The 26,206-nt window shown below is 73.6% G+C and carries 21 protein-coding genes; 8 read left to right on the top strand and 13 right to left on the bottom strand.

What is annotated here, in order from left to right:
• Nucleotides 1-92: 92 nt before the first annotated feature.
• Together OOJ91_RS32140 and OOJ91_RS32145 are read left to right on the top strand one after the other, a co-directional pair.
• The gene (locus OOJ91_RS32140; protein WP_266250984.1) at nucleotides 93-572 is read left to right on the top strand and encodes a GNAT family N-acetyltransferase; all 480 of its coding nucleotides are present in this window, start codon (nucleotides 93-95) and stop codon (nucleotides 570-572) included.
• A 118-nt stretch (nucleotides 573-690) separates the two neighbouring features.
• Nucleotides 691-1,824, top strand: coding sequence for a lytic polysaccharide monooxygenase auxiliary activity family 9 protein (locus OOJ91_RS32145; protein WP_266250985.1), 1,134 nt, complete (start codon nucleotides 691-693; stop codon nucleotides 1,822-1,824).
• A 51-nt stretch (nucleotides 1,825-1,875) separates the two neighbouring features.
• Here the strand turns inward: OOJ91_RS32145 and hemQ are convergent, their stop codons facing one another.
• The 3 genes from hemQ to hemE are packed head-to-tail and all read right to left on the bottom strand — an operon-like array spanning nucleotide 1,876 to nucleotide 5,088.
• The gene (gene hemQ / locus OOJ91_RS32150) at nucleotides 1,876-2,577 is read right to left on the bottom strand and encodes a hydrogen peroxide-dependent heme synthase (RefSeq protein WP_266250986.1); all 702 of its coding nucleotides are present in this window, start codon (nucleotides 2,575-2,577) and stop codon (nucleotides 1,876-1,878) included.
• Nucleotides 2,574-3,983, bottom strand: coding sequence for a protoporphyrinogen oxidase (gene hemG, locus OOJ91_RS32155; protein WP_266250988.1), 1,410 nt, complete (start codon nucleotides 3,981-3,983; stop codon nucleotides 2,574-2,576). The genes hemQ and hemG overlap by 4 nt, the downstream gene beginning before the upstream one ends.
• Before the next feature lie 7 nt (nucleotides 3,984-3,990).
• Nucleotides 3,991-5,088 carry a uroporphyrinogen decarboxylase gene (gene hemE, locus OOJ91_RS32160; RefSeq protein ID WP_266250989.1) on the bottom strand — a complete coding sequence of 366 codons (1,098 nt, stop codon included), beginning with the start codon at nucleotides 5,086-5,088 and terminating at the stop codon, nucleotides 3,991-3,993.
• A 149-nt stretch (nucleotides 5,089-5,237) separates the two neighbouring features.
• Between hemE and OOJ91_RS32165 the strand changes: the two genes are divergently transcribed.
• Nucleotides 5,238-5,810: a DUF3000 domain-containing protein gene (locus tag OOJ91_RS32165; RefSeq protein ID WP_266250991.1), complete on the top strand. Its 573-nt coding sequence runs from the start codon at nucleotides 5,238-5,240 to the stop codon at nucleotides 5,808-5,810.
• Between the two features lie 208 nt (nucleotides 5,811-6,018).
• Here OOJ91_RS32165 and OOJ91_RS32170 read toward each other — a convergent pair whose 3' ends face one another.
• Entirely contained in the window at nucleotides 6,019-6,966 is a 948-nt protein-coding gene (locus OOJ91_RS32170; protein WP_266251566.1) for a hypothetical protein, read from the bottom strand.
• A gap of 232 nt (nucleotides 6,967-7,198) precedes the next feature.
• Nucleotides 7,199-8,545: a trypsin-like peptidase domain-containing protein gene (locus OOJ91_RS32175; RefSeq protein ID WP_439117148.1), complete on the bottom strand. Its 1,347-nt coding sequence runs from the start codon at nucleotides 8,543-8,545 to the stop codon at nucleotides 7,199-7,201.
• Between the two features lie 203 nt (nucleotides 8,546-8,748).
• Here OOJ91_RS32175 and OOJ91_RS32180 point away from each other — a divergent pair, with 203 nt between their 5' ends.
• The 4 genes from OOJ91_RS32180 (at nucleotide 8,749) to OOJ91_RS32195 (ending at nucleotide 14,532) form a co-directional block, all read left to right on the top strand.
• On the top strand, nucleotides 8,749-10,074 hold the full coding sequence (locus OOJ91_RS32180; RefSeq protein ID WP_266250993.1) for a ribonuclease D: 1,326 nt from the start codon (nucleotides 8,749-8,751) through the stop codon (nucleotides 10,072-10,074).
• Nucleotides 10,075-10,267: 193 nt separating this feature from the next.
• Complete coding sequence (locus tag OOJ91_RS32185; RefSeq protein ID WP_266250996.1) at nucleotides 10,268-11,491, top strand: thiolase family protein; 1,224 nt, start codon at nucleotides 10,268-10,270, stop codon at nucleotides 11,489-11,491.
• On the top strand, nucleotides 11,488-13,557 hold the full coding sequence (locus OOJ91_RS32190; RefSeq protein WP_266250998.1) for a 3-hydroxyacyl-CoA dehydrogenase NAD-binding domain-containing protein: 2,070 nt from the start codon (nucleotides 11,488-11,490) through the stop codon (nucleotides 13,555-13,557). Before OOJ91_RS32185 ends, OOJ91_RS32190 begins: the two co-directional genes overlap by 4 nt.
• A 171-nt stretch (nucleotides 13,558-13,728) precedes the next feature.
• Nucleotides 13,729-14,532, top strand: coding sequence for a hypothetical protein (locus tag OOJ91_RS32195; RefSeq protein ID WP_266251000.1), 804 nt, complete (start codon nucleotides 13,729-13,731; stop codon nucleotides 14,530-14,532).
• Nucleotides 14,533-14,620: 88 nt separating this feature from the next.
• Here the strand turns inward: OOJ91_RS32195 and OOJ91_RS32200 are convergent, their stop codons facing one another.
• The 6 genes from OOJ91_RS32200 to OOJ91_RS32225 all read right to left on the bottom strand — a co-directional run bounded on the left by OOJ91_RS32200 (nucleotide 14,621) and on the right by OOJ91_RS32225 (nucleotide 20,104).
• On the bottom strand, nucleotides 14,621-15,040 hold the full coding sequence (locus OOJ91_RS32200) for a VOC family protein (protein WP_266251001.1): 420 nt from the start codon (nucleotides 15,038-15,040) through the stop codon (nucleotides 14,621-14,623).
• The gene (locus tag OOJ91_RS32205) at nucleotides 15,037-15,444 is read right to left on the bottom strand and encodes a VOC family protein (RefSeq protein WP_266251003.1); all 408 of its coding nucleotides are present in this window, start codon (nucleotides 15,442-15,444) and stop codon (nucleotides 15,037-15,039) included. The genes OOJ91_RS32200 and OOJ91_RS32205 overlap by 4 nt, the downstream gene beginning before the upstream one ends.
• Nucleotides 15,445-15,608: 164 nt before the next feature.
• Nucleotides 15,609-16,790, bottom strand: coding sequence for a sensor histidine kinase (locus tag OOJ91_RS32210; protein WP_266251006.1), 1,182 nt, complete (start codon nucleotides 16,788-16,790; stop codon nucleotides 15,609-15,611).
• Complete coding sequence (locus tag OOJ91_RS32215) at nucleotides 16,787-17,455, bottom strand: response regulator transcription factor (protein WP_039907546.1); 669 nt, start codon at nucleotides 17,453-17,455, stop codon at nucleotides 16,787-16,789. The genes OOJ91_RS32210 and OOJ91_RS32215 overlap by 4 nt, the downstream gene beginning before the upstream one ends.
• Nucleotides 17,456-17,540: 85 nt before the next feature.
• The gene (locus tag OOJ91_RS32220; RefSeq protein WP_266251009.1) at nucleotides 17,541-18,830 is read right to left on the bottom strand and encodes an outer membrane protein assembly factor BamB family protein; all 1,290 of its coding nucleotides are present in this window, start codon (nucleotides 18,828-18,830) and stop codon (nucleotides 17,541-17,543) included.
• Nucleotides 18,827-20,104, bottom strand: a complete 1,278-nt coding sequence (locus OOJ91_RS32225) for an outer membrane protein assembly factor BamB family protein (protein ID WP_266251011.1) — start codon at nucleotides 20,102-20,104, stop codon at nucleotides 18,827-18,829. Before OOJ91_RS32225 ends, OOJ91_RS32220 begins: the two co-directional genes overlap by 4 nt.
• A 117-nt stretch (nucleotides 20,105-20,221) precedes the next feature.
• Between OOJ91_RS32225 and OOJ91_RS32230 the strand changes: the two genes are divergently transcribed.
• Complete coding sequence (locus OOJ91_RS32230) at nucleotides 20,222-22,135, top strand: hypothetical protein (RefSeq protein WP_266251541.1); 1,914 nt, start codon at nucleotides 20,222-20,224, stop codon at nucleotides 22,133-22,135.
• A gap of 97 nt (nucleotides 22,136-22,232) precedes the next feature.
• Here OOJ91_RS32230 and OOJ91_RS32235 read toward each other — a convergent pair whose 3' ends face one another.
• Together OOJ91_RS32235 and OOJ91_RS32240 are read right to left on the bottom strand one after the other, a co-directional pair.
• On the bottom strand, nucleotides 22,233-23,954 hold the full coding sequence (locus tag OOJ91_RS32235) for a hypothetical protein (protein ID WP_266251013.1): 1,722 nt from the start codon (nucleotides 23,952-23,954) through the stop codon (nucleotides 22,233-22,235).
• Nucleotides 23,954-25,771, bottom strand: coding sequence for a hypothetical protein (locus OOJ91_RS32240; protein WP_439117161.1), 1,818 nt, complete (start codon nucleotides 25,769-25,771; stop codon nucleotides 23,954-23,956). Before OOJ91_RS32240 ends, OOJ91_RS32235 begins: the two co-directional genes overlap by 1 nt.
• Nucleotides 25,772-26,206: the final 435 nt, after the last annotated feature.

The following is a 26,206-nucleotide window of genomic DNA, read 5'->3' on the forward strand; positions in this document are numbered from 1 at the left end:
GCCACCGGCGAACCCACGACTGCCGCGCCGGCCCCGCTGCTGGGCCTGCTCGCGGCCGCCGGGACGTGAGCCCTCCGGCCTACGATCGGTGCGTGCCCCAGCAGACCACCGAGGTCCTTTCGGCCCCCTTCGCCGACCTGGACGCCCGCACCTTCCACGACCTGCTCAAGCTGCGCATCGACGTGTTCGTGGTGGAGCAGCACTGCCCCTACCCGGAACTCGACGGGCGGGACGTGGAGCCGGGCACCCGCCACCTCTGGTTGACCGACGGCGGAGCGCCGCTGGCGTACCTGCGGATCCTTGCCGACCCCGACGGCGTCGCCCGGATCGGTCGGGTGGTGGTGGCTCCGGCGGCGCGCGGCGGCGGGCAGGCGGGCCGGCTGATGACGGCGGCCTTGGACCTGGTCGGCGACCGGCCCTGCGTCCTGGAGGCCCAGTCACACCTGGTCGGTTTCTACACCCGGCACGGCTTCGCGGTGAGCGGCCCGGAGTACGTGGAGGACGGCATCCCGCACACCCCGATGCGCCGCACCGCGGGGCCCGCACCGACGACGCCAACCATTGACGTCTGACGATCGGGCTGGCATCGTGCCGGGTGGAGCCAGCGCGAGAGCAACGCAGTAGGCACGGGAGCGGGCAACTCCCGGCCGTCCGGGTGTCGTCGTCCGACCTCATCCCCCCGGGGGCTCCATGTCCACTCTCGCCCGATCACCACGCGTGCTCCGGCCACTCGCCATCGCGGCGGCCGCCACGCTCCTGCTGACCACCGCGCTGAGCGTCGCGCTGGTCCAGCCCGCCTCCGCGCACGGCTCGGTCGTCGACCCGGCCTCGCGCAACTACAGCTGCTGGCAACGCTGGGGCAGTGAGTTCCAGAATCCCCGGATGGCCACCGAGGACCCGATGTGCTGGCAGGCCTGGCAGGCCGACCCGCAGGCCATGTGGAACTGGAACGGCCTGTTCCGCGAGGGTGTGGCCGGTAACCACCAGGCCGCCGTCCCCAACGGCCAGCTGTGCAGCGGCGGGCACACCCAGAACGGTCGCTACAACGCGCTGGACACCATCGGCGCGTGGAAGGCCACCCCGGTCTCGAACAACTTCCGGCTGCGCTTCTTCGACCAGGCCAGCCACGGCGCCGACTACATCCGGGTGTACGTGACCAAGCAGGGCTTCAACTCGTCGACCGAGGCGCTCGGCTGGGACGACCTGGAGCTGGCTGGCCAGATCGGCAACACCCCGGCGTCGCAGTGGAACCCGGACACCGGCGGGGTCTCCATCCAGATCCCGGTCAGCGCCCCGGGTCGCACCGGGCGGCACATCGTCTACACCGTGTGGCAGGCAAGCCACCTGGACCAGTCGTACTACCTGTGCAGTGACGTGGACTTCTCCGGTGGCACGAGCACCCCGTCGCCCACCACGCCGCCGCCGACGACCCCGCCGCCGACGACTCCGCCCCCCACCACTCCCCCGCCCACGACCCCGCCGCCGAGCACGCCTCCGCCGAGCACTCCCGTGCCGGCCGGCGCCTGCTACGCGACGTACCAGATCACCGGCCAGTGGGCCGGTGGCTTCCAGGCCGAGGTGAAGGTGACCGCGGGAGCCAACTCGCCGACCCAGAGCTGGTCGGTGAGTTGGAACTACAACAACGGTCAACAGGTCGCGTCCGCGTGGAGCGCCAACCTCACCACCAACGGCACGCTTGTCACCGCGCGCAACGTGAACTACAACGGCGCCCTGGCCGGCGGAGCGAGCACCACGTTCGGCTTCCTCGGCTCGTGGACCGGAAGCAACCCCGTTCCCCTGGTCTCCTGTACGAAGACCAGTTGATCCCCGTCCGGCGCCGCACCCGGGCGGGGGCGCGGCGCCGGCCGGCGGGGATCAGACCAGGCAGTTGACGATCTCGCCGACCGAGCGGCGGCGGCCCGTGTAGAACGGGACCTCCTCGCGGACGTGCCGCCGGGCGCCGGAGGCGCGCAGGTCCCGCATCAGGTCGACGATCCGGTGCAGCTCGTCGGCCTCGAACGCGAGCATCCACTCGTAGTCGCCAAGCGCGAACGAAGCGACGGTGTTGGCCCGTACGTCGGGGTAGCCGCGGGCCATCTTGCCGTGCTCGGCAAGCATCTCGCGCCGCTCGGCGTCGGGCAGCAGGTACCACTCGTAGGAGCGCACGAACGGGTAGACGCACAGATAGGGGCGGGCCTCCTCGCCGGCCAGGAACGCCGGGATGTGGCTCTTGTTGAACTCCGCCGGCCGGTGCAGCGCCATCTGCGACCAGACCGGGGTGAGCGCCCGACCCAGCGTGGTGCGGCGGAACCGCAGGTACGCGTCCTGCAGCGCGTCGCTCGACGCGGAGTGCCACCAGATCATCACGTCCGCGTCGGCGCGCAGCCCGGAGACGTCGTACACGCCCCGGATCACCACGTCCTTGCCGGCCAGCTCCTCGAAGAGGGACTCGACCTCGCCCGTGACGTTGTCCCGCAGCGAGGGCAGCGGGGCGCTGGCCCGGAACACCGACCACATCGTGTAGCGGATGCTGTCGTTCAGCTCCCGCAACCGGGCCGCGTTGGTCTGCTCGGTCATCTCGCCGATCCTCCCAGTGCTGTGATGATCTCGTCGGCCGCCGTCTCGCCGGAGCGGACGCAGACCGGTATGCCGACACCGTCGTAGCCGGCGCCGGCCAGGACCAGTGTGGGATGCGCCGCCCGCAGCGCCGTGCGCGCGCCACTCACCCGGTCGGCGTGCCCCGGGGCGTACTGGGGCAGCGCGCCGCCCCACCGCTGCACGTGCCCGTCGACCGGGGCGGGCAGCGGGGCGCCGAGCACCGCCGACAACTCCCGGTGCACGGTCGCGGCCAGGTCCGCGTCCGGGCGCTGGAGGTGCGCCTCCTCGCCGTAGCGGCCCACCGAGGCGCGCACCAACGCCAGCCCGTCCGGCCGACGCAGGTGCCCCCACTTGGTGGTGAAGAACGTGGCCGCCTTGATCAGCAGCCCCTCGGTGCTCGGCACCAGGAAGCCGGACAGCTCGGGCAGCGGCGGCTGCGGCAACGCCAGGGTGACAAGCGCGACGCTCGCGTAGTCAAGCTCGCCCACGGCCGCGGCGGCCACCGGGGCCGGGCCGGCGAGCAGCCGGGCCGCCGGCCGGGCCGGCACCGCAAGCACCACGGCGTCCACGTCGACGAGCTCGGGATTACGCGTGGGGCCGACGGTGAGCCGCCAACCGGTGCCGGTCGGGGTCAACTCGCGCACGGCGGCGTCCCGTCGTACCGTCGCGCCGCTGGCCGTCACCGCCGCCTCGACCAGGGTGCTCAACCCGCCGGCCAGAGTGCCGAAGACCGGGGCGCCAGGCGCGCGCGGCGCGGCGGCCTGCGCCGCCCGGACCGCGCCGATGAGGGTGTGCTCCACGCGGGCCGTGCGGGCCAGCGCCGGCATCGTGGTGACCAGGGACAGGTCGTCGGCGCGGCCCGCGTACACGCCGCCCAGCATGGGGTCGACCAGCCGGTCGACCACCTCGTCCCCGAAACGGGACCGGACCAGCGCGCCCACCGAGACGTCCGCGTCCGGCCCGACCAGCGGCCGACCGCCGTCGGTGTCGGCGCCCGCGGCCGGGCGCGCGACAGCGGCCACCCGCTCCAGATCCCCGGGTACGCCCACCAGGGTCCCGCCCGGGATGGGGCGCAGCCCCCCGTCGACGACAAGCGCGGCCTGCCCGACGCTGGGGTGCACGATCCGGTCGGCAAGCCCGAGCCGGTGCGCCAACGCCACCGCCGCGCTCTGCGCCCCGGCCGGGTCACGCATCAGGAACGACTCGGCGCCGAACTCCACGGGCGCACCGGCCAACGTCCCGGTACGCAGCTTGCCGCCGACCGCGCCGGACTGCTCGTACACCGTGATCTGGGTGCCCTCCGGCGCGCGGTCGCGCAGCCGGACCGCGGCGGCCAGCCCGGCGATCCCGCCGCCGACCACCGCCACCCGCCAGGGCTGCCGCATCGCCGTGTCAGCCCTGGTCGGCCCGGCGGCTGGAGACCTCGTGCACGAGCGCGACCACCCGGGTCAGCACGTCCGGGTCGGTCTCCGGCAGCACACCGTGGCCGAGGTTGAACACGTGCCCGGGAGCCGCCCGCCCCTGGGCCAGGATCCGGCGCACCTCGGCCTCCACCACCGGCCACGGCGCGAGCAGCACTGTCGGGTCCAGGTTGCCCTGCACCGCCTTGTCCGGGCCGATCCGGTGCGTGGCCACGTCCAGCGGCGTACGCCAGTCGACGCCGACCACGTCCGCGCCGGCCTCGCCCATCGCGCCGAGCAGCTCGGCGGTGCCCACCCCGAAGTGGATGCGCGGCACGCCGGCGTCAGCCAACCCGCTGAGCACTGCAGTCGAGTGCGGCAGCACGTAGCGGCGGTAGTCGGCCTCGGAGAGCGCGCCGGCCCACGAGTCGAACAGCTGCACGGCGGACACGCCGGCCTCGATCTGCACCCGGAGGAAGGCAAGCGTCACCTCGGCCAGCCGGCCGCAGAGCGCGTGCCACAGCTCGGGATCGCCGTACATCAGCGCCTTGGTCTTCGCGTGGGTCCGCGACGGGCCCCCCTCGACCAGGTAGCTGGCCAGGGTGAACGGTGCGCCGGCGAAGCCGATCAACGGGGTGTCGCCCAGCTCGACCACCAGCTGGCGGACGGCCTCGTCCACGTACGAGACGTCGTCGCGGCCGATCAGGCGGATCCGCTCGACGTCGGCGGCGGCGCGGATCGGCTCGGCCACGACCGGGCCGGTGCCCGGCACGATGTCCAGGTCGATCCCGGCCGCGGCGACCGGCACCACGATGTCGCTGAACAGAATGGCCGCGTCGACCCCGTGCCGACGCACCGGCTGGAGGGTGATCTCGGTTACCAGCTCCGGGCGACGACAGGACTCCAGCATCGGCACGCTGGCCCTGATCTCCCGGTACTCCGGCAGCGAGCGGCCGGCCTGGCGCATGAACCAGACCGGGGTGTGCGGGCCGGGCCGACGCCGACAGGCCCGGATGAAGGGCGAGTCGGCAGGGCCGCCGGGGCGCGGGTGTCCGTCTCGGGCGGCAGTGCCCGTGGTGTCCGTGGTCATCGCCGCAATCGTGCCACGCCGCCCGACCCCAGGCCGTCGGGGGTGAACGGAAGGGGACGCACCTGACGTCCGTCGCGCGGCGGGGCGGTCGGGGTACGTGTCGGCGCGCCGTCGAAGCCTGTGGGCCGACGGCGGCATAGGCTGCCGACATGGCCCCCCCGATCGCGCTCCCGGAGACCTTCGCCCGCGCGGTCGCCGGGTTGCGGTCGCCGGCGCCCCGACCGGAGATCACCCTCGAGGAGGTCGGCGCTCCCCAGCGGCTCGCGCCGTTCACGTTCGCGCTCTCCGCGACGGTGCTGCGCGACGGCGACGAGGTGGCCACCGGCCGGCTGATCCTGCTGCACGACCCGGCCGGGCACGAAGCCTGGCAGGGCACGCTGCGACTGGTCACCTACGTGACGGCCGAGCTGGAGGTCGACCTCGCCGCCGACCCACTGCTCCCCGGCGTCGGCTGGACGTGGCTGACCGACGCCCTGGACACCCAGGACGCGGGTCACCGGGCGATCGGCGGAACGGTCACCCAGACCATGTCGACCCGGTTCGGTGACCTGGCCGGTCCACCGACGGCCGGCGACATCGAGATCCGCGCCTCCTGGACACCAGTCGACGACGACCTCGCCCCCCACCTGCTCGGCTGGTGCGCCCTGCTCGCCTCGACGGCCGGCCTGCCCCCACCCGGGGTCACCGCCCTGGCCGACCGCCGTCCGGCCGCCACCGCCTGAACGGCGGCCGGCACAGGCGCAACCGGTAACCGTCGGTCACCTCGGTGGGGCGGATGCGGCGGTGAGCGGTATACCTCAGAGTCATATTCATACCTCTGAGGTATACCGCTCACCAGCACATCGACACGGCGGGCAGCCAAGGCGATGGCCAGCGCCCCTCGCCGCAACCCCAGCCCCGTCGTGAGTCAGGACCTATCCGTACAGCGGATCAGAGGTAGTTCTCCGCCTCGTCGCACACCTTGTCGAGGCCCTTCATCGCCGCGTTGTACGCGCTCCTGTTCCCGGCCGCCGCCGCACCCAACGCGGTGGTCAGCTTGTCCAGGCAGCTCGCGATGACCTTCTTCTGCCGAGCCTGCTCGTCGCGGTCGTTGCGGGTGCCGGTCAGGTCCTGCTCGGTGTTGTCGAGCTTGTCCTGCATGGCCTGCATATCGGTCTTGAGCTTCGCGATCTCGGTGGTGTTGGCCGCGATCGTCCCGTCACGCTGGCTGACCTGACTGGTGAGGCGCTTCTCGGTCCGGTTCAGCTCGTTGTTCTTGGTCACGAACAGCCCGGTCATCACCCCGCTGACCACGAAGAGCAGCGCGGCCACCAGGGCCAGCACCAGCACCGCGCGACCCCGTCGCGGAGCCGGGGCAGCACCGTACGGCGCCATCCCGGGCGGGCCCGACATGGGCTGCCCGTACGCCGGACCGGACACCGGCGGCGCGGACATCGGCTGCCCGTACGCCGGACCGGACACCGGCGGCGCGGACATCGGTTGCCCGTACGCCGGACCGGAGACCGGCGGCGCGGACATCGGCTGCCCGGCGTACGGCGGGGCGCTGGCCGGGTAGCTCTGCGTCTGCGGGGCGCCGTACTGCTGCTGCGCGGGCGCGGCGGCGCCGTACTGCGGCGCGGCGTGGCCCGGCGCGTACTGCTGCTGCGGCGTGGGCTGGCCCGGAACGTACTGCTGCGGCGCGGGCTGCCCGGCCGGGTACCGCACGGTCGGGTCGGCGCCGGCGGCGTTCTGCACGGTCGGGTCGGCGCCGGCCGCGTGCTGCACGGTCGGGTCGGCGCCGGCCGCGTGCTGCACCGTCGCGTCGGGGTCGGGCGAGCCGGCCGGCGGCGTCGGGGTGGCGGGCGGGAGACCCTCCGGCCCGGTCGGTGGCTGGGACATGTTCTTCCTCCAGGTGAGCAGGTCCTCCGCCGGTAGGCGCGACGGACCGGATGCAGCGGCGGGGGTCGTCCGGGGCCGAGGACCCGGACGGGTCGGGGACGGCCGGGGCGGCCGTCGGTGGCGCGAGCGGCCGGGGCGGCCGTCGGTGGCGCGAGCGGCCGGGAAGGCCGTCGGTGGCGCGAGGACGGCCGGGAAGGCCGTGGGTGGCGCGAGCGGCCGGGAAGGCCGTGGGTCAGCAGATCTTGAAGCCGTCGCAGGCGACCTTGATCGGGATGGCGAGCCCGATGCCCTCGGCGTCACGAGCCTTGGCGGTGGCGATGCCGACCACCTGCTTGCTGCCGTTGATCACCGGGCCGCCGGAGTTGCCGGGGTTGATCGGGGCGTCGAACTGGATGGCCGGTCCGGAGCCGCCCTGTGCGGCGCGCAACGCGCTCACCACACCCGTCGTGACGCTGTCCTCCAGGCCGAGCGGAGCACCGACGACGATGATCTGCTGCCCGGACTTCACGGCGGTGGGCGCGGTGACCAGGCCTGTGAACTTGCCTGTCGCCCGCAGGTGCGCCACGTCGTTGGCCTTGTCGACCTTGACGATGGTGGCGGGGAAGCGCTGGTCCGTGCGCTCCAGGAAGACCTGCCGGCCGCCGCTCTCCCAGACCGACTCGACCACGTGGAAGTTGGTGAACAGGTTGGTGCCGCCACCGGCCGCCGGCTTGCCCACCGCGAACGCGGTGCCGGTGAACTGACCGGCCCGCACGCGGAAGACGCTTGGCAGCACGGCGCTGGCCACCGCCTCGGGGTTGAACGCGGCCCCGGCCTGCTTCTCCAGCGCGTCGGTGCGCTGTTCGAGGCCGTCGAGGCGTTTGCCGTCGCTGTCCTGGGCCTGGGCCAGCCGACGGTCGGTGGCGGCGAGCCGGTCGCCGAGCCGGTTGATCTGGTACGCCTGCAGTCCGGCAACGGCGGCAAGAGCGACGACGAGCAGCGTGGCGAGCGCCCTCGGCCACCGGCGTCGGGCGGTTCGCGCGGGTGGGGTGACACCCGGCCAGCCGGGCTGGCCGGGGTGACCCGGCTGGCCGGGGTGACCCGCGGTGGCGAACGGCGGCGCGCTGGCCAGGTCACCGGCCGGCGGGTAGCCGCCGGCGCCGTAGGCCGTGGGAGTGCCCGGGTTGTACGGTCCGGCGCCGTACGGCGCCGGACCCGGCGCGTACGGCGCGGCCGTGCCGTGCGCGGCGGTGGTGCCGTACGCGGCGGCCATGCCCGGTTCCGCGGTGGTGCCGTGTGCGGCGGCCATTCCCGGCGCGGCGGCCGTGCCCTGCGGGCCGGTGGGCACGGACCCCTGGGGCGCCGCGCCCCACTGCCCGGCGTTCGGCGGGGCCACCCAGCCGGTACGGGGTGCCGGGACTGCTGCGGTGGGCTCGACGCCGGGGCTCGGTGCGCCGGGCCAGGTGGCGCCGACCTCCGGGTGCGGTTCGATGCGCGGTGGCAGAGGGCCCGGTCGTTCGGCGGCCCGCCCGCTCCCGTCGTCAGGCTCGGCGCCCGTTGGCCGTGCGTCGCCCGCACCGAAGCCAGCCGTCATGATCATCTTGCCTTTCCCCGTGGTCTTTCGCTTTCGGCCACGACCCAGGATCACCCGAGCGGGGTCGGCGGCTCGATGGACCGTACCTGCGCGAACGGGCTTTGTCTCCCCCGATGTCCGGCATCCGAAAGGACACCTTGTGGACACCTGACCGACACACGCCGGACCGGCTGCACACGCCGGATCCTGGGGCGCACTAGGGTTGGCAGGTGACCGACGAACCACCCCTGCGCCGTCGGCCCACCGAAGAACTCCCGGGACACGCACCCCAGCAGCCGCCGTCGGCCCAGCCGCAGCCGGCGGGCGAGGGGCCCGACCCGACCGACGGTGGGCCCGTTCCGCTGACCGCCCCCCGCGACGGCACCCCTGATCCGGTGACCACCCCGGCCGAACTTGCCGAGGTCGTGGCCCGGTTCGCGGCGGGCACCGGCCCGGTCGCCCTGGATGCCGAACGCGCTTCGGGGTACCGCTACAGCCAGCGCGCGTATCTGGTGCAGCTGCGCCGCGCGGGCGCCGGCACAGCGCTTATCGACCCGCTGCCGCTGCCCGACCTCAGCACGCTGGACGCGGTGATCGGCGAGGCCGAGTGGGTGCTCCACGCGGCCAGTCAGGATCTGGCCTGCCTCGCCGAGGTGGGGTTGTACCCGCGCCGGCTGTTCGACACGGAACTGGCCGCTCGGCTGGCCGGGTTCGAGCGGGTCGGCCTGGCCGCGCTGACCGAGCAGCTACTCGGATTCACCCTGGAGAAGCACCACTCGGCGGCCGACTGGTCGAGTCGGCCGCTGCCCGAGTCGTGGCTGACCTACGCCGCGCTCGACGTGGAGATGCTCACCGACCTCCGCGACGCGCTCGACGCCGAGCTGGCCCGGCAGGGCAAGTCGGCCTGGGCCGCGGAGGAGTTCGCCGCCCTGGTCCGGACCGGGGCCCGGCCGCCCCGGGTCCGCGCGGAGCCCTGGCGGCGCACGTCGGGCATCCACCGCGTGCGCGGGGCGCGGGCCCAGGCCCGGGTCCGCTCGTTGTGGTACGCCCGGGACCAGATCGCGGCCCGGCGGGACGCCGCGCCTGGACGGGTGCTGCCCGACTCGGCGATCGTCGCCGCGGCCGAGCTGGACCCGAAGGACGAGAAGACGCTGCTGACGTTGCCCGGCTTCGGGGGGCGGTCGGTCCGTCGGCTGGCTCGCACCTGGCTGGCCGCGCTCGACGACGCCCGGGAGCTGTCGGACGACGCGCTTCCGGCCACCCCTGCGGTGGAGGGTCCACCACCACCGCACCGGTGGGCGGAGCGGGACCCGGTGGCGGCAGGTCGCCTGGCCCGCTGCCGGGAGGTGGTGGTCCGCATCGCGGGCGAGCACAACCTGCCTCCGGAAAATCTGATCACCCCGGATTCGGTACGCCGTCTGGCGTGGAGCCCGCCGGAGGAGGTCACCGAGGACGCGGTGGCGGAGACCCTGCGCGGCTTCAACGCCCGCGAATGGCAGATCGCCCTGCTGACTCCCCACCTGACCCAGGCCCTGTCCCCCAACCCCATCCCCTAACCCACCCCGCCCCACCCCGGCCATGGCCGCGTTGATCATGAAGTTATTGCCCTCCGCGTCGGCGTGTCGGGACGATGACTTCATGATCGACGGGGGCGGGGGTGTGGGGTGTGCCACAACGGGGGGCGGGCGGCAGGTTGGTTACTGGCGAGTAGCATCCGGGGTAACGTGCCCGTCCGGCTAGGAGGCTCAAGTGCCCCGTGAAGTTCGGGATGTCGTCTTCGTCGACGGCGTCCGTACCCCGTTCGGCAAGGCGGGTGGCATGTACGCCAACACCCGCGCCGACGACCTGGTGATCCGCTGCATCCGTGAGCTGCTGCGCCGCAACCCGCAACTGCCGCCGGAGCGGGTCGAGGAGGTCGCCATCGCGGCCACCACCCAGATCGGTGACCAGGGCCTCACCATCGGCCGTACCGCCGCGCTGCTGGCAGGTCTACCCAAGACCGTTCCCGGCTTCGCCATCGACCGGATGTGCGCCGGCGCGATGACCGCCGTGACCACGGTGGCCAGCGGCATCGCCATGGGCGCGTACGACGTCGCCATCGCCGGCGGCGTCGAGCACATGGGCCGCCACCCGATGGGCGAAGGCGTCGACCCCAACCCGCGCATCATCGCGGAGAAGCTGGTGGACCCGTCGGCGCTGGTCATGGGCGCCACCGCGGAGAACCTGCACGACCTGGTCCCGCACATCACCAAGGCGCGCACCGACGCGTTCGCACTCGCCTCGCAGCAGAAGACGGCGAAGGCGTACGCCAACGGCAAGCTCCAGGACGACCTGGTGCCCGTGGCGATCCGCGACGCCGAGGGCGGCTGGGGTCTGGCCGGAGTGGACGAGGCCCCCCGCGACACGTCGCTGGAGAAGCTGGCCACCCTGAAGACCCCGTTCCGCCCGCACGGCAAGGTCACCGCTGGCAACGCCGCGGGCCTGAACGACGGCGCCACCGCGAGCCTGCTCGCCGACGAGGCCACCGCCCGCGAGCTGGGCCTGCCGATCGCCATGCGGTTGGTGTCGTTCGGTTTCGTCGGGGTGGAGCCGGAGGTGATGGGCGTCGGCCCGATCCCGTCGACGGAGAAGGCCCTGCGCCTGGCCGGGCTCAGCATCGACGACATCGGCCTGTTCGAGCTGAACGAGGCGTTCGCCGTGCAGGTGCTCGCCTTCCTCGACCACTTCGGCATCGCCGACGACGACCCGCGGGTCAACCCGTGGGGTGGCGCGATCGCCATCGGCCACCCGCTCGCGTCGTCAGGCGTACGGCTGATGACCCAGCTGGCCCGCCAGTTCGCCGAGCACCCCGAGGTCCGCTACGGCGTGACCGCGATGTGCATCGGCATCGGCATGGGCGGCACGGTGATCTGGGAGAACCCGCACTGGACGGAGTCCAGCAAGCCTGCTGAGCGGACGGAGGGCGACAAGTGAGCGCACTGGCCGCACCGAACGAGGTCGTCACCCGCGCGCTGCTGCGGCAGGTGACCGTGCCGGGGCTGGACCGGCCCGCCGCCCTGATCACCCTGGACAACGGCTTCGACCACACCAAGCCGAACACCTTCGGCCCGGCCGGGCTGACCAGCCTGGACGAGGCCATCACGGCCGCGCTCGCCGCCGACCCGGCGTTCATCGCGGTCACCGGCAAGCCGTACATCTTCTGCGTGGGCGCGGACATCGTCGGGCTGCCGCAGCTCGCCGACCGCGCGCAGGCGCTGGAGATCGGCCGGCTCGGCCACCGGGTCTTCGCCCGGCTCAGGGACAGCGCCGTGCCCACGTTCGCGTTCGTCAACGGCGCGGCCATGGGCGGCGGCCTGGAGCTGGCGCTGCACTGCCACTACCGGACGCTCTCCGGTGGCGCGGCGGCGCTCGCCCTGCCCGAGGTTTCCCTCGGTCTGGTGCCCGGCTGGGGCGGCACGCAGTTGCTGCCGAACCTGATCGGCATCCCCGCCGCCACGCAGGTGATCATCCAGAACCCGCTGATGCAGAACAGGATGCTCAAGCCGAAGCAGGCCGCCGAGATGGGCATCGCGGACGTGCTGCTGGAGCCGGCCGACTTCCTGGAGCGGTCCCTGGAGTGGGCCGCCGGTGTGGTGCGCGGTCAGGTCACCGTGACCCGGCCCGAGGTCGACAAGGACATGTGGGCGGGCGTGCTCTACTTCGCCCGCGAGACGCTGAACCAGCGGCTGCACGGCGCGGTTCCGGCCGCGTACAAGGCACTCGACCTGCTGGAGACGGCGAAGGACGGCGACTTCGCCGCCGGCACCGCCGCCGAGGACGAGGCGCTCGCGGACCTGGTCTTCTCCGAGGAGCTGCGCAGCGGCCTGTACGCCTTCGACCTCGTGCAGCGGCGGGCCAAGCGCCCGGCCGGCGCACCGGACAAGGGTCTGGCCCGCCCGGTCACCAAGGTCGGCATCGTCGGCGCCGGCCTGATGGCCAGCCAGTTGGCGCTGCTGTTCGCCCGCCGCCTCCAGGTTCCTGTCGTCATGAGCGACCTGGACCAGTCCCGGGTGGACAAGGGCGTCGGCTACGTGCACACCCAGATCGAGAAGGCCGTCACCAAGGGCCGGATGGACAAGGGCACGGCCGCCAAGCTGTACGGCCTGGTCAGCGGCACTGTCGACAAGAGCGCCTTCGCGGACGCCGACTTCGTCATCGAGGCGGTCTTCGAGGACCTGGGCGTCAAGAAGCAGGTCTGGGCCGAGTTGGAGAAGATCGTCTCCCCGGAGGCGGTGCTCGCCACAAACACCAGCTCGCTGTCCATCACCGAGATGGCCGCCGAGCTGGAGCACCCGGAGCGGGTGGTCGGCTTCCACTTCTTCAATCCGGTGGCGGTGCTGCCGCTGCTGGAGATCGTCCGGGGCGAGCGCACCGACGACGCCACCCTCGCCACCGCGTTCGCGGTCGGCAAGCAGCTCAAGAAGTCGAGCGTATTGGTCTCCGACGCCCCGGCGTTCGTGGTGAACCGGCTGCTCACCCGTTTCCTGGGCACCGTCTTCGCCGCCGTCGACGCCGGGACGCCGCTGGACGTGGCGAACAGCGCGCTGGATCCGCTGGGCCTGCCGATGCGCCCGCTCGCGCTGCTCCAGCTCGTCGGGCCGGCGGTGGCGTACCACGTGGGCGGCACCCTGCACGGCGCGTACCCGGACCGGTTCTCCGTCAGCGAGAACCTCAGGCGGATCGCCGACTCGGGTCAGCCGATCGTGGTCGACGACCAGGTCAACGAGGAGGTGGCCGCGCTGCTCGTCGTCGGTGACCAGCCGTTGACCGCCGAGCAGGTACGCCAGAACGCGCTCGACGCGCTCGCCCAGGAGATCCGGCTGATGCTGGACGAGGGTGTGGTCGCCGAGGCGCAGGACATCGACCTGTGCATGATCCTGGGTGCCGGTTGGCCGTTCCACCTGGGCGGCGTCACGCCGTACCTGGATCGGACCGGCACCAGCGAGCGGGTCACCGGCAAGCGGTTCCTGCCGCGCGGGGCGGCGAGCCTGCCCGCCTGAGAAAGGTCGCAGCACCACAGTCGCGGTGGCCGGACCGTCCCTCGTGGACGGGGCCGGCCACCGCGCCCGTTCGGGGGTCGGCCGGCGGGTCGGAGGGACCCGCGCGGGCGACACCGCCGTCGGCACCGGGTTAGGATCACGCGCTTCACACCCCGATCCTGGAGCTGACTGATGTCTCAGCCGCCGGCCAACCCCTTCGGCCCGCCGCACGATTCCCCTCCCCCGCAGCAGCCCGGCCAGCCGCCAGCGCCGCAGCAGCCCGGCGGCTGGTCGCCGCCGCAGCAGGGCCAGCCGCAGGGTGGCTGGCCGCCGCCGCAGCAGCAGGGCTTCCCGCCGGCACAGCCGGGCCAGCCGTACGGCGCCCCGAACCAGTTCGGCGGCCCGCCACCGGCGAAGAAGTCGAACGTCGGCAAGATCATCCTGATCGTGCTTGCAGTGGTGCTCGTGCTCTGCCTCGGCGGCGCGGCGATCACCTGGTTCGCGGTGAAGGACGAGGTGGGCGACGTCGTCGACGCCACCAAGACCCGGGTGGTCGCGCCGGCCACCCTCGCCGGCCGGGCCAAGAACACCGACCCGCAGTTGCAGACGGTCGCCGACCAGATGGTCACCGAGATGAAGGCCGAGGTGCAGAACGAGACCAGCACGGTCGGCGCGTTCTACGGCGACCCGACCAAGCAGGACCTCCTCATGATCACGGCGGTGTCCGGCGTGATGGCCGACCCGAAGAAGGAACTGGACGAGGCCGTGACCGGGCTCTCCAGCGAGCTGAGGGTGACGAACATGGCCGTGGTCGAGGCCGGCCCGCTGGGCGGTGACGCGCGCTGCGGCGACGGCAAGGCCGAGGGCGTGCCGCTCGGCGTCTGCGTCTGGGCCGACCGGGGCAGCGTGGGCCTGGTCGTCATGTACTTCAAGTCGGCCGAGGAGACGAAGGCCGAGTTCGTCACCATCCGGGGCCAGATCGAGCAGCGTTCCTGACCCGTGCACGACCGGGGCCCCGGCCACCTCTCAGGGTGACCGGGGCCCCGCCGTGGGGACGGCGTGACGGGCTCCGAGGCGGCAGTGCCTAGACCGGCTCGGCCGCACCGGCCGCCGCGCCGCCGGCCGGTGCCGCGGCTCGCTCGGCCGCGCTGCGCAGCACGCAGAACTCGTTGCCCTCCGGGTCGGCAAGCACCACCCAGCCGGAGCCGTCCGGCCGGATCTGGTCGGCGACGTGCACCGCGCCGATGCCGAGCAGCCGCTCGACCTCGTCGGCCCGGGACCGGTCGGCCGGCTCCAGGTCCAGGTGCAGTCGGTTCTTCACGGCCTTGCCCTCGGGCACGGCGATGAACAGCACCTCCGGCCCACCCGGCGGCAGGAGCATCGCCTCCGGGTCACCAGGGAAGTCGTCGGGCTGCCGGGGGCAGTCGAAGACCTGCGACCAGAAACCGGCCAGGGCGTACGTGTCGCGGCAGTCGAAACTGATGTTGTGGATCGTCGAACTCACTGTTGGTCCTCCACGGTGGTCGTGGTGACACGTTCCCCGGCGCTGCGCAGCACGCAGAACTCGTTGCCCTCCGGGTCGGCAAGCACCGCCCAACCTGTCCCGTCGGCGTGCCGCCGGTCGGCGACAATCGTGGCACCGAGGCCGAGCACCCGCTCGACCTCCTCGTCCCGGGTCCGGTCGACAGGTTCCAGGCAGATGTGCTGCCGGTTCTTGGTCACCTTGTCCTCGGGCACCGTCTGGAAGAACAGGTTCGGAGTGGCGTCGTCCGGCGGCAGCAGGACCGCCTCCGGATCACCGGGGACGTCCTCGCTGTGCCGGGCGTAGCCGAGCACCGCCGACCAGAAGCCGGCCAGGGAGTACGTGTCGTGGCAGTCGAAACTGATGTTGCGGATCCGTGGATACACGGGTGGTCCCTCCGTGGTCGGATGAGGACGCTCCGCTGCTCGGGGTCAGCCGGCGACGACCCGGGGCGCGGAGCCGTGACTGGTGGACATCGACGCACCCCCTCTCACTCTCGGGCTGACGTGGGCGATCTTGCCAGCGGCCGATCCCCGCGCGCAACCCCGTTTCAGCCGCCGGCGGGCACCGGGCCGGTCACCGCCGGGGCGTCCGCAGTCGGCAGGGTGACAGTCACCTCCAGGCCGCCGCCGGGCTGGGCGACCACCCGTACGGTGCCGCCGTGCGCCTGGCAGACCGCCCGGACGATGGACAGGCCCAGCCCCGAGCCGCGCGCCCCGGTGCGCTCCCGGCCACCGCGCCGGAACGGCTCGAACAGCCCCGGCACGTCGGCCTGGTCCACCTCGAAACCGGTGTTGCCCACCACCAGCCACGAGCGCTCGCCGTCGGTGCCGGTACGCACCCAGAGCCGACCGTGCAGGTGGTTGTAGCGGACGGCGTTCTCGATCAGGTTGCCGGCCAGCCGGTCGAGCAACCCCGGATCGCCGACCACGGGCGCGGATTCCAGCGACGTCTGCACGCGCAGGCCGATCCGCTCCACCTCGCGGCGCATCGCCGACAGCGCGTTCGCGGTGCCCGTCGCGAGGTCACACTCGGTACGCCGGCCCAGTCGCCGGCCGGTCTGGGCCTCGCTGCGGGCCAGCACCAGCAACGCGTCCACAAGGCTGTTCGCCCGCTCCGAGGCGTCCCGGACGACTGTCGCCATCCGGCGGTACTCGGCGGCGTCCGCGTCACCGTCGCTGAGCGTCACGTCGATCTCGGTCCGCATCACGGCGAGCGGGGTCCGCAGCTCGTGTGAGGCGTTGGCCACGAAGCGCTTCTGCGCCTCGAACGCGGACGCGATCCGGTCCAGCATCGCGTCGAACGTCTTGGCCAGCTCGGCCACCTCGTCGTCCGCACCGGAGTAGCCGATCCGCTGGTCCAGCGTCGCCTCGCCGAGCCGCTGGGCGGTCGCGGTGACCTGGTGCAGGGGGCGCAGCGCGCGGCCGGCAACGGCGTACGCGCCGGCCACCCCGACCACGCTTATCGCCAACAGCGCCACCAGGCCCTTGGCCAGCAGCTCCCCGGAGGCGGCGTCGACAAGCTGCCGCTGCCACTGCGCGGCGTCCATCGTCCGGTTGTCGGAGAGCACCACCACCGTGCCGGGCAGCAGCTCGTCGGTGGGCCGCAGCGCGTCGCGGACCAGCAGCCAGGCCAGCAGCACCAGGATCGCGCCCGCGCCTACCAGCAGCACCCCGTTGAGCAGCGTCAACCGCAACCGCAGGGTGGGTCGCAGCCGGGCCGGCCGGCTCACGGCAGGACCTCGGCCGTGCGGTAACCCGCCCCCACCACCGTCTCGATCAACGGCGGATCGCCGAGCTTCCGGCGCAGCGTCATGACCGTCACCCGGACGATTGTGGTGAAGGGGTCGGTGTTGGCGTCCCACACCCGCTCCAGCAGCTCCTCGCTTGACACGACCGCGCCACGCGCCTTGAGCAGCTCGCTGAGCACGCCGAACTCCTTGTTCGTCAGGTCCATGGGCACACCGGCGCGGGTGGCGACCCGGCGGGCCGGGTCGAGCACCAGGTCCGCCAGTTCGAGAACCGGCGGCGCGGCCGGGGTGGCCCGCCGGCCCAACGCCTGCACCCGGGCGACCAACTCGTCGAACGCGAACGGCTTGGGCAGGTAGTCGTCCGCCCCGAGCTGCAAACCCTCCACCCGGTCGGCCACGGTGCCGCTCGCGGTGAGCATCAGCACCCGGGTCAACGCCCCGGAGGCGGCGAGGTCGGCGCAGATCTGGTCGCCGTGCACGCCGGGCAGGTCGCGGTCGAGCACCACCACGTCGTACCGGGTGACGAACGCCGCCTCGTGGCCGGCGTCGCCGTCGTACGCCACGTCCACCGCCATGCCCCGTTTGCGCAACCCGCGCGCGATCGCATCGGCGAGGTTGCGTTCGTCCTCCACCACCAGTACCCGCATCCCGGCCTCCTCGCTGCTGACCACCGACAACCTAGTGCCGGCGGGCAACAATCCTCCCTCGCCGCCCGCACCGACCCACCGGAGGTCAGCGGGGCAACGACCACAGCCCGTACGCGCTGTCGCGGCGCCGGCAGAGCAGTCGCGCGGGGAGGGCCTGACAGTCGCCGGACGCGTCCCTCAGCACGTCGAGCGACCGTGCCCGGCCAGCGCTGACGTCCAGCTCGGCGACGAGCAGGCCCCCGCTGGAAAGGCGGCGTACGCCTATCAGCGGGTCGCCGGGGGCGAACCGGGCCAGCTCCCACCGACCCAGCTCGGCCAGCACCCGGCCAGTCGGTGGGTCGAGCACGACCAGGTCCTCCGCGCCGGGACCGGCGCTGCTCACAGTGGTGGCCACGAGCCGACCGGCGTACGGCCAGACCCACCCCCAGCGGTCGCTCCCCCACAGCTCCCGACCGGTCGCGGCGTCGAGCGCCCGCATCCCGCCGGAGCGGGTCTGCACGCAGATGACGACGCCGCAGTCCGACGCGTACATCGCACCGTCGACGGGCACGCGCCACCGCTGGCGCAGATCGTCGAGCCCGTACGCGGTGGTCGTGGGCGACGGGCCACCGATGGTGAGCAGCAGGTCGTCCACCAGTTGCACCGATCGGCCGGACCCACCTGAGGAGGCGCCCAGGTCGGCGCGGGCCAGCACCACGCCTGTGGTCGCGTCGCGGACCTCGGTCGGGCCACTCGGGCGGGCGACCACCAGGCGATCCACCCCGTGCTCGCCGTCGCGGAAGACGAACTCACCGCCGGGGTTGATCGGCACCTGCCAGCGCACCGTGCCGCAGCACGGGTCGACCCCGCGCAGGGCGCCGGGCTGGTCGTCGCTGAGGGCGGACCACATGAGGATGTTGCCGTCGGGAAGCGCGGCGGGGTTGCCGGGCTGCTGCCAGCGGTACGCCCCGGTCCGGCGGTCCAGCGCCATCGTGAGCGTCCCCTGACCGTCCGAGCCGACCTCGTGACCGGTGACCAGCAGCGTCTCGCCCTGCTGCGCGACTCCCCAGTACCGGCCCTCGGCCGGCAACGGCACCTGCCAGGCCGGCTCGCCGCCGGGCAGCCGGGTGGCGGTGATCCGCCGCTGCCCCGTCCGGCCGAGCGGCTCGACGAGGACGAAGAGGTCGCCGGAGACCAGCGCGTCGGCGCCGGGATCGGCCGGCAGCGTCACCACCTCGCGCCTGTGGAACGGCCCCGAGGCGGCGAGGCCGGCCAGCAGCAGCACGAGGACGAGCGCGCACCGCAGGGGCCGCCCGCGGGCCGCCGACGGGCGGGGCGGCGGGTCGAGGTCCGGCCCGTGCCGCAGCTCCCCGAGGTCGATCACCGGACCGGTCACCGGGACAGCCGCCACAGGCCGGTCGAGCCGTCGACGCGGCGGCAGAGCAGGACGGGCAGCGCCGCCTGGCACCCACCCGCGACATCCGGCAGCACATCCAGGATGGACGCCTCTCCGGTGCGCAGGTCCAACGCGGCGACCACGAGGTCGCTGCCGGCCGTCCGCACGCCGAGCAGCTCGTCGCCGGGCCGCACCTGACTCACCATCTGCCACTCCCCCAGCTCGGTGCGCTCCTGTCCGGTCGCCGCGTCGCGGACCGCGTACCGCTGGTCGGGCCCGGTCACCAGCAGCCGGTCCCCCCGGACGTCGACGAGCATGTCCGGGCCGGGGTCGGCCCAGCGGACGGTGCCGGTGGCCGGGTCGACGGCCTGGATGCCGCCGGTCTGCTGGACCGCACACAGCAGCTCTCCGCAGGTGGTCGCCCAGGACACCAGCGGCACCGGGGACGTCCACACCGGATCGAGCCCGGGCAGGCCGTACGCGACCAGCCCGGTGCTGCCGGGTGGGACGAGCAGCACCAGGTCGCCCACGACCTGCACCCGCTGGAACGCCGACCGGGCACCGACGAGCGTGTCGACGCCGCTCAGCAGGCGACCGGAACCGGCGTCGTACACCTGGACCTCTCCGGCCGGCTGAACGAGCACGAGCTGGTCGACCCGATCGGGTGGACCGTGGAGCTCGGGGCTGCCCGAGACCGGCACCGAGACCGTCCACTGGACGACGCCGGTGTCGGGCGTCACCTTGCGCACCGCGCCCGACCCCTCGATCGTCTCGTCCAGGAGGAGCAGGCCCCCGTCGGCCGTCCACCGGGCCACCCCGGGGTGACGCCAGAGCTGCCGACCCGTCCCGGCGTCGTAGGCGGTCGTCTCGAGCGTGCTGTTCGCGCTGCTCACACCCACGGCAAGCAGCAACCCGCGGCGGGCCCACACGGCGAGGTAGTCACCGGTGCGCGCCAGCGCCGTCCGCCACCGACGCCGCACGACGCTCTCGTCGTTCGCCGTGGGTAGGGCGTAGGCGGTCAGGTAGCGGTCCCCGGTGGGCGTCGTGGCGTCGACCACGACGACACCGGCCTCGGTGAGGTACGCGGAGGCGCCCGGCGCGGCGGGCACCGATGCCGCCGACCGCCGAGGCGCCGGAGCCGCCGCGGCCAGCACGACGAGGGCCAGCAGCAGCACCGCCACCGCCCGCAGCCGCCGGTCGGCGGCGCGCGGGCGGCGGACCGGTGGCAGCGACTCGGGCTCGTCCCGGACCTCGCCCAGCTCGATGATCGACAACGGCCGTCCCTCCATCGCCGGTGCGGCCGGCCGGAGGCCGCCCCGGCAAACCGGCCGTGAACGTACCGGGCCGGCAAAAGCGACGCATCCTCGCCTGTACGATGGCGCGTCGTGGCTGTGCCGGTGGTAGACCCCTCGTTGAATCCCGTGACCGACGCCGAGCCGGCCGAGGTCGAGCCGACACGGCGGCCTCGACGCCGCCCGGCCCGAGCCGACCTGTTGGCCCTCGGAGCCTATGTGGTGCTGGGCGTCTTCGTCTGCCTGCACTACTGGGGGGACGTGACCGGTCGGGTCTCGTCGCACCTGCCCACCGACCACAGCTGGTTCGAGTGGCTGTTCGCGCACGGGGCGTACTCGGTGCAGCACCTGGAGAACCCCCTGTTCACGGCCCGACAGAACGCCCCGGACGGGGTGAACATGATGGCAAACACCTCGTTGCTCGGGGTGACTCTGCCGCTGTCGCCACTGACGATGCTGTTCGGCCCGCAGGTCACGTACGCGCTCTACCTGGGTGGGGCGCTGGCGGCCACCGCTGGCACCTCCTACTGGATGCTCTCGCGGCACCTGGTGCGCTCCCGGGCGGCGGCGTTCGTCGGCGGGGCGTTCCTCGGCTTCGCGCCGGGCATCATCCACCACGCCAACGGCCAGCCCAACTTCGTGTCCAACTACCTGCTGCCGTTGATCGTGGTGCGGGTGCTGCGGATGGGCGAGCCGGGCCGGTGGCGGCGCAACGGGCTGGCGCTCGGGGTGCTGGTGGCGTACCAGATCTTCATCAACGAGGAGATGCTGCTGCTCACGGCGCTGGCCTGCCTGGTCGTCGTGCTGGCGTACGCGGTGCAGCGGCCACGGGCGACGCGCGCCGCGGCCGGGCCGTTCCTGGCCGGGCTGGGCGTCGCCGGCGGGCTGGCCCTGCTGCTGGCGGCGTACCCGATCTGGTTCCAGTTCAACGGCCCGCAGTCCTACCGTGGCCTGCAGGGTGGCGTGTTCCACAACTGGGGCGAGGACCTGGTCGCCTTCGTGACCTTCGCCCGGGACACCTGGGCGGGCGACCCGGCTGTCGAGCAGACGATCGGGATGACCGAGCAGAACACCTGGTTCGGCTGGCCGCTTGTGCTGCTGTCGGTGGTGGCCCTCGTGCTGCTGGTGCGCCGGTCGCTGCCCGCTCGGATCGTCGCGGTGCTGATCGTGGTCTTCACGGTGGCCGCGATCGGGCCACGGGTGCGCTTCGACGGTGTGGAGACCGGGGTGCGCGGCCCCTGGTCGTACGTGTCGGACGACCTGCCGCTCGTCGAGATGATGATGCCGACCCGGTTGACCCTGGTGGTCGCCGCCGCGGTGGGCGTACTCCTGGCGCTGACCTGGGACGCGGCGGCCCGGCAGGGCCGTCCGGTGGCCGCGCCGACCCGCGTGCCGGCCCCGCGTTCCGGCGAGCCGGCGACCGCCGGGGAGCCGGCGACGTCCGACGACCAGGCCGCCACCGCGCCTGTCGCGCCGCGCCGCCGGTGGCTGCGCCCGCTGGGGTACGCGGCTGTCACACTCGCCCTGCTGCCGCTGTTCCCCCGGCCGCTGCCCGCCCAGCAGATCGACCCGCCGCCGCACTTCATCACCGCCGGCGGTTGGCGGCCCTACGTGCCGGAGGGCCGGACCCTCGTGCCGGTGCCGATCCCGAGCAACGTGCACGGTCTGCCCACGCTGCGCTGGAGCGCCCTGACCGGGCAGGAGTTCCCCGTACCCGGCGGTTACTTCATCGGGCCGAACGAGCTGGGCGAGGGCGTCTTCGGGGCGCCGAACCGGCCCACCAGCAGCCTCGTCTACTCCACGATGGACGCGGGAGTGGTACCCGTCCTCACCGACGAGAACCGCCGCCAGGCCGTCGAGGATCTGCGGTTCTGGCGGGCGTCGGTGGTGGTGCTCGGCGCACACCCGCGCGAGGCGGTACTGCGCGAGCTGGTCACCGCACTGATCGGGCCGCCGCAGCGGGTAGACGACGTCTGGGTCTGGGACGTCCGCGCGCTCGTGGATCAGCGCTAGCCGACCAGGGCGCGCACGTCCCACATCCAGCCGCCGTCGACCGGGCGGCCGGGGCCGAGCAGCTCCTCGACGGTCCGGCGGACCGGCTCGTCGTGCGTCAGCCGGCCGAGCACCACCACTGCGGCCCGCCAGTGCCGCAGATCCTCGGCGGCCTGGCGGCGGTCGGCCTCGGTGAGCACCGGCACCGCGCCGGTCTCGGCGACCCGGCGCAGCAGCACGGCGGTGGGCCGGTCCGGGGCGCCCAGCGGGCCGCCGGGTCGTGCGGGCCGCTCGGTCCGATGAAGTACCCGCCCGGGGCGCGGAACGCCAGCCCGGTGCGGGCGGACCAGAGCATCACCGGGCTCAGCGCGGCGCCGGTCACCGGGGGCACCGCCACCACGGTCCGACCCGCGGGCACCAGAGGTCGCCACCCGCCGTCGGCGACGAATCCTGGCACCGGCGCTGTCGGCACCGCCCGGATCGGCGTCGGCGTCAGGGGCAGCAGCGCGGCGGCCACCGCGCCGGCCCCCAGCAGCCGTACCGGCAGTCCCGGCACTGCAGGTGACCGGCGAGCCGCCCGGACCCGGTCGACGAGGAGCGCCACCAGGACGCCCAGCACCGGCACGCAGACAAGCGCGAACCGGGCCGGCACCGCGAGGTCGAGCAGCGGCAGCCCGGCCACCAGCCGGTACGGACCCGGAATGCCGATGGCGGCGCCGTCGACCCGCAGGTCGGTGCCGAGCGACAGCAGGGCGAAGACGACACCGCAGCAGGCCAGCGCGCGGACCAGCGGCCGTCGCCACAGCCAGCTCACGGTGACCACGGCGAGCACCAGCAGCCCGGGCCCGAAGAACGAGTTCTCCTCGGTCGGGTTCGGCGCGAGCAGCCCCGGCAGCCAGTCGTCACCGAGCACTGTCTGCCGGGCCGACGCGGTGAACGAGGCGGCGTCGAGCTGGAAGCCGTGCGCGGCGAAGGCCATCCCCGTGTAGTGCTGCGGCCCGTGGAACTGGAACCACAGCGGGTACGCCAGCAGCGTGCCCGCCACCACGGCCGCCACCGCGATCCGGCCGAGCAGGGACGGCGCGAGGCGGCGGGCGGCGGCCCGGTCGGCGAGGGCGTAGCCCAGCGCGAACACCCCCGCGGCGAGCGCCAGGAAGACGAGCACCTCCTCGCCGATGAACACCTGCCAGACGAGCAGCAGCCCGAGGCCCACACCGGGTCGCCACACCGGGCGCGGTCTCGACTCGGGACGGAACGCCAGGGCGAGGATCGCCGGCAGCAGGAACTGGGCGGCCACGTGCAGGTGCGCCCCGGCCTGGGCGATCATGCCGGGGGCGAAGCCACAGACCAGCCCGCCGAGCGCCGCGGCGCAGCGGGCGGTGACCAGTCGACGGCGCAGCAGCGCGTACCAGGCCGCCGCGGTGCCGGCGAGGCAGCAGACCACCGCCACGCAGAACGCCACCTGCGAGCCGAACAGCAGCGTGACAGGGGCCAGTGGGACGCCGAGGCCGAGCACCGAGGTGTTCGCCATCAGGTTGACCCCGTCCGGGGCGTTCAGGGCGGTGCTGAACAGCGGGTTCTCCCCCGCGACGACGGCGTGTGCCGCGTGCGCGAGCATCCACTCGAAGAGCACCTGGTCGCCGGCCTGGTGGAACAGCCGCCCGGGGTGGCCCCACTGGGCGCTCGTCAGCAGCACCGCCAACCCCAGGTAGCCGGCGATGACGAGCGCGTCCGGCAGCCACGCCGGCCGGGGTGGACGCGCGGTCGACGGACCGACCGCCGCGGCCACCGCCTTCGCCGTCTGCGTCGTCTCCGCCGCCGACGACGTCGCTCTCGTCATCAGACCGAGCGGTCGGTGAGCGTCCGAACGTCCCACACCCAGACGTCCAGTTCCTGCCGACCGGGGCCGACCAGCTCCTCGACGGTACGCCGCAGGGGTTCGACGTGCTGCTGACGCATCGGCAGCACCAGGATCGCCGCGTGCCAGTGCCGCAGCTCGTCGGTGAAGCGCCGACGCTGCCGGTCGTCCAACTTGGGGGTCCGGCCGGTGGTCGCCACCTCCTCCAGCAGTTGGCCCACCCCGCTCGGCCGGCCGCCGAAACGACCGGGGTCGCCGGTGTTGCCGTTGCGGGGGGCGAGGAAGTAGCCACCCGGGATCTTGAAGTCGAGGTTTGTGGCCGCCGCCCAGCGCATGCCGTGCGTGTTGCCCATGCTGGGCACCGGGATCGGCACGAGCGTCTGGTCCGGGCCGACGTACGCCCGCCAGCGGTCGGCGGTGATGAACTCCGGCACCGGCGGCCGGGAGACCATCCGCAGCGGCATCGGGGCGATCGGTAGCAGCGCGAACGCCAGGCCGGCGGCGGTGAGCGTCCGGACGGTACGCCGCTCGGCGGGGCGCAGCGCCCAGGCCCGCTCGACGGCGAGCGCGAGCAGGAGACCGATGATCACCGTGGTGATCAGGCCGAACCGGGTCGGCACCACCGCGTCCAGCAGGGGCAGGTGCACCAGCAGCTCCCACGGCCCGGTGATCAGCTCCCGGTCCCACCAGGAGATCCGCTCGCCGAGGGAGAGCAGGGCGAAGAAGCCACCGGTCGCGGCGAGAGCCCGCACGACCATCTCCCGCCGCAGCCACACCACGACGCCGACGGCGAGCAGTGAGAGGCTCCAGCCGAAGAAGGCGTTCTCCTCGGAGTAGTTCGGGGCCAGGTTGACGTTGGCCCGCTGGTTGCCGCCGAGGGTGGCCGAGCCGGGGGCGAAGAAGGCGGCGATGTCGTTGCCGTAGTCCTGCACGGCGTCACTGAGCCCGTGGTACGCCATCGGCCCGGCGAACTGCACCCACAGCGGGTACGCCAGCAGCGCCCCGGCCAGCAACGCGCAGGCGGCGACGCCGACCGCCAGCGGTCGCCACGCCGCCCGCCAGCGGGCCGGCTCCTGGGCCACCACCGCGAGCAGGAAGATTCCGCAGGCCAGCGCCGTGAAGAGCAGGATCTCCTCGTTGATGAACGCCTGCGCGCTGACCAGCAGGGCGAGCAGGGCGCCGTCGCGGACCGGCCGGCGCGAGCGGGTGAGCACCAGCACCCGCCAGACGATGAACGGCAGCAGGAACTGGCTGATGATGTTCGGGTGCCAACTGGCGTGCGAGAGCATCGCCGGGGAGAACCCGCAGAACCAGCCGCCGGCCGCGGCCGCGAGCGGCGTACGCACGACGTGGCGGCGCAGCACGAGGTACCAGGCCATGGCGGTGCCGGCGAGACCGAGCGTCACGAGCACCACGAAGGACACCGCCGGCCCGAACAGCAGGGTCACCGGCACCATCGGGATGCCCAGCGCCAGCACGGCCGTGTTGGCCATCAGGTTGACGCCGTCGGGGTAGTTGAACTGCTCGGTGTAGAACGGGTACTCGCCGTGCAGCACCACGCGCACCGAGTGGGCGAGGAAGAACTGCACCTGGGCCGGATCTCCGGTGTAGAGCGACGCCACCCGGCCGGCCGGGTCCAGCCAGATCCGGCTGGTCACCCAGACCGCGGCGAGCAGGAACAGCGCGCCGACCGCCAGGTGCTGCCGCCACCGGGTCCAGCGGGCCCACCGACGTGGGCGCGGCTCGCCATCCCCCTCGGCGTCGTCGCCGTCATCTTCCGTCGCTACGCCGGCCGGCACGGCTTCGACGGGCACGCCCGCCGGCGCGGCTTCGACGGGCACGCCCGCCGGCACGGCTTCGACGGGCACGCCCGCCGGCGCGGCTTCGGCCGGCGCGGCTTCGGCCGGCACGGCTTCGGCCGGCGCAGCCGGCGGGGACTCGATCGGCCCTGCCGGCGGGGCTTCGGCCGGCGCGGCGGCGGCCGCCGTCGGCGCGCTCACGCGCTCGCGCTCGGTCCCGGGCTCGCGCTCGGCCTCCGCCGTGGGCTCGGGCTCGCGCTCGGGCTTGGACTCGGGGTCGCGCTCGGTTTCGCGCTCGGTCTCGGGCTCTACGGTCTGCACTGCCGCTCCGGCACGGGCGGCCGAGGCAGCGGCACCGCCGGGAGCGCCGACGGCCCTGGTCCGGGAAGAGCGGCGAGTGTGGTGGCTCACTGTCTCGTCGGGGCCGGCCGCCTC

The sequence above is a fragment of the Micromonospora lupini genome (assembly GCF_026342015.1).
Lineage (GTDB): Bacteria > Actinomycetota > Actinomycetes > Mycobacteriales > Micromonosporaceae > Micromonospora > Micromonospora lupini_B.

Bases quoted from the DNA above. Each gene is read 5' to 3' on its own strand.
- OOJ91_RS32195 (WP_266251000.1), top strand. From the start codon at position 13,729: ATGTCTCAGCCGCCGGCCAACCCCTTCGGCCCGCCGCACGATTCCCCT.
- hemG (WP_266250988.1), bottom strand. From the start codon at position 3,983: ATGCGGCAGCCCTGGCGGGTGGCGGTGGTCGGCGGCGGGATCGCCGGG.
- OOJ91_RS32170 (WP_266251566.1), bottom strand. From the start codon at position 6,966: ATGTCCCAGCCACCGACCGGGCCGGAGGGTCTCCCGCCCGCCACCCCG.
- hemQ (WP_266250986.1), bottom strand. From the start codon at position 2,577: ATGACCGAGCAGACCAACGCGGCCCGGTTGCGGGAGCTGAACGACAGC.
- OOJ91_RS32235 (WP_266251013.1), bottom strand. From the start codon at position 23,954: ATGACGAGAGCGACGTCGTCGGCGGCGGAGACGACGCAGACGGCGAAG.
- OOJ91_RS32175 (WP_439117148.1), bottom strand. From the start codon at position 8,545: ATGATCATGACGGCTGGCTTCGGTGCGGGCGACGCACGGCCAACGGGC.
- OOJ91_RS32215 (WP_039907546.1), bottom strand. From the start codon at position 17,455: ATGCGGGTACTGGTGGTGGAGGACGAACGCAACCTCGCCGATGCGATC.
- OOJ91_RS32145 (WP_266250985.1), top strand. From the start codon at position 691: ATGTCCACTCTCGCCCGATCACCACGCGTGCTCCGGCCACTCGCCATC.
- OOJ91_RS32165 (WP_266250991.1), top strand. From the start codon at position 5,238: ATGGCCCCCCCGATCGCGCTCCCGGAGACCTTCGCCCGCGCGGTCGCC.
- hemE (WP_266250989.1), bottom strand. From the start codon at position 5,088: ATGACCACGGACACCACGGGCACTGCCGCCCGAGACGGACACCCGCGC.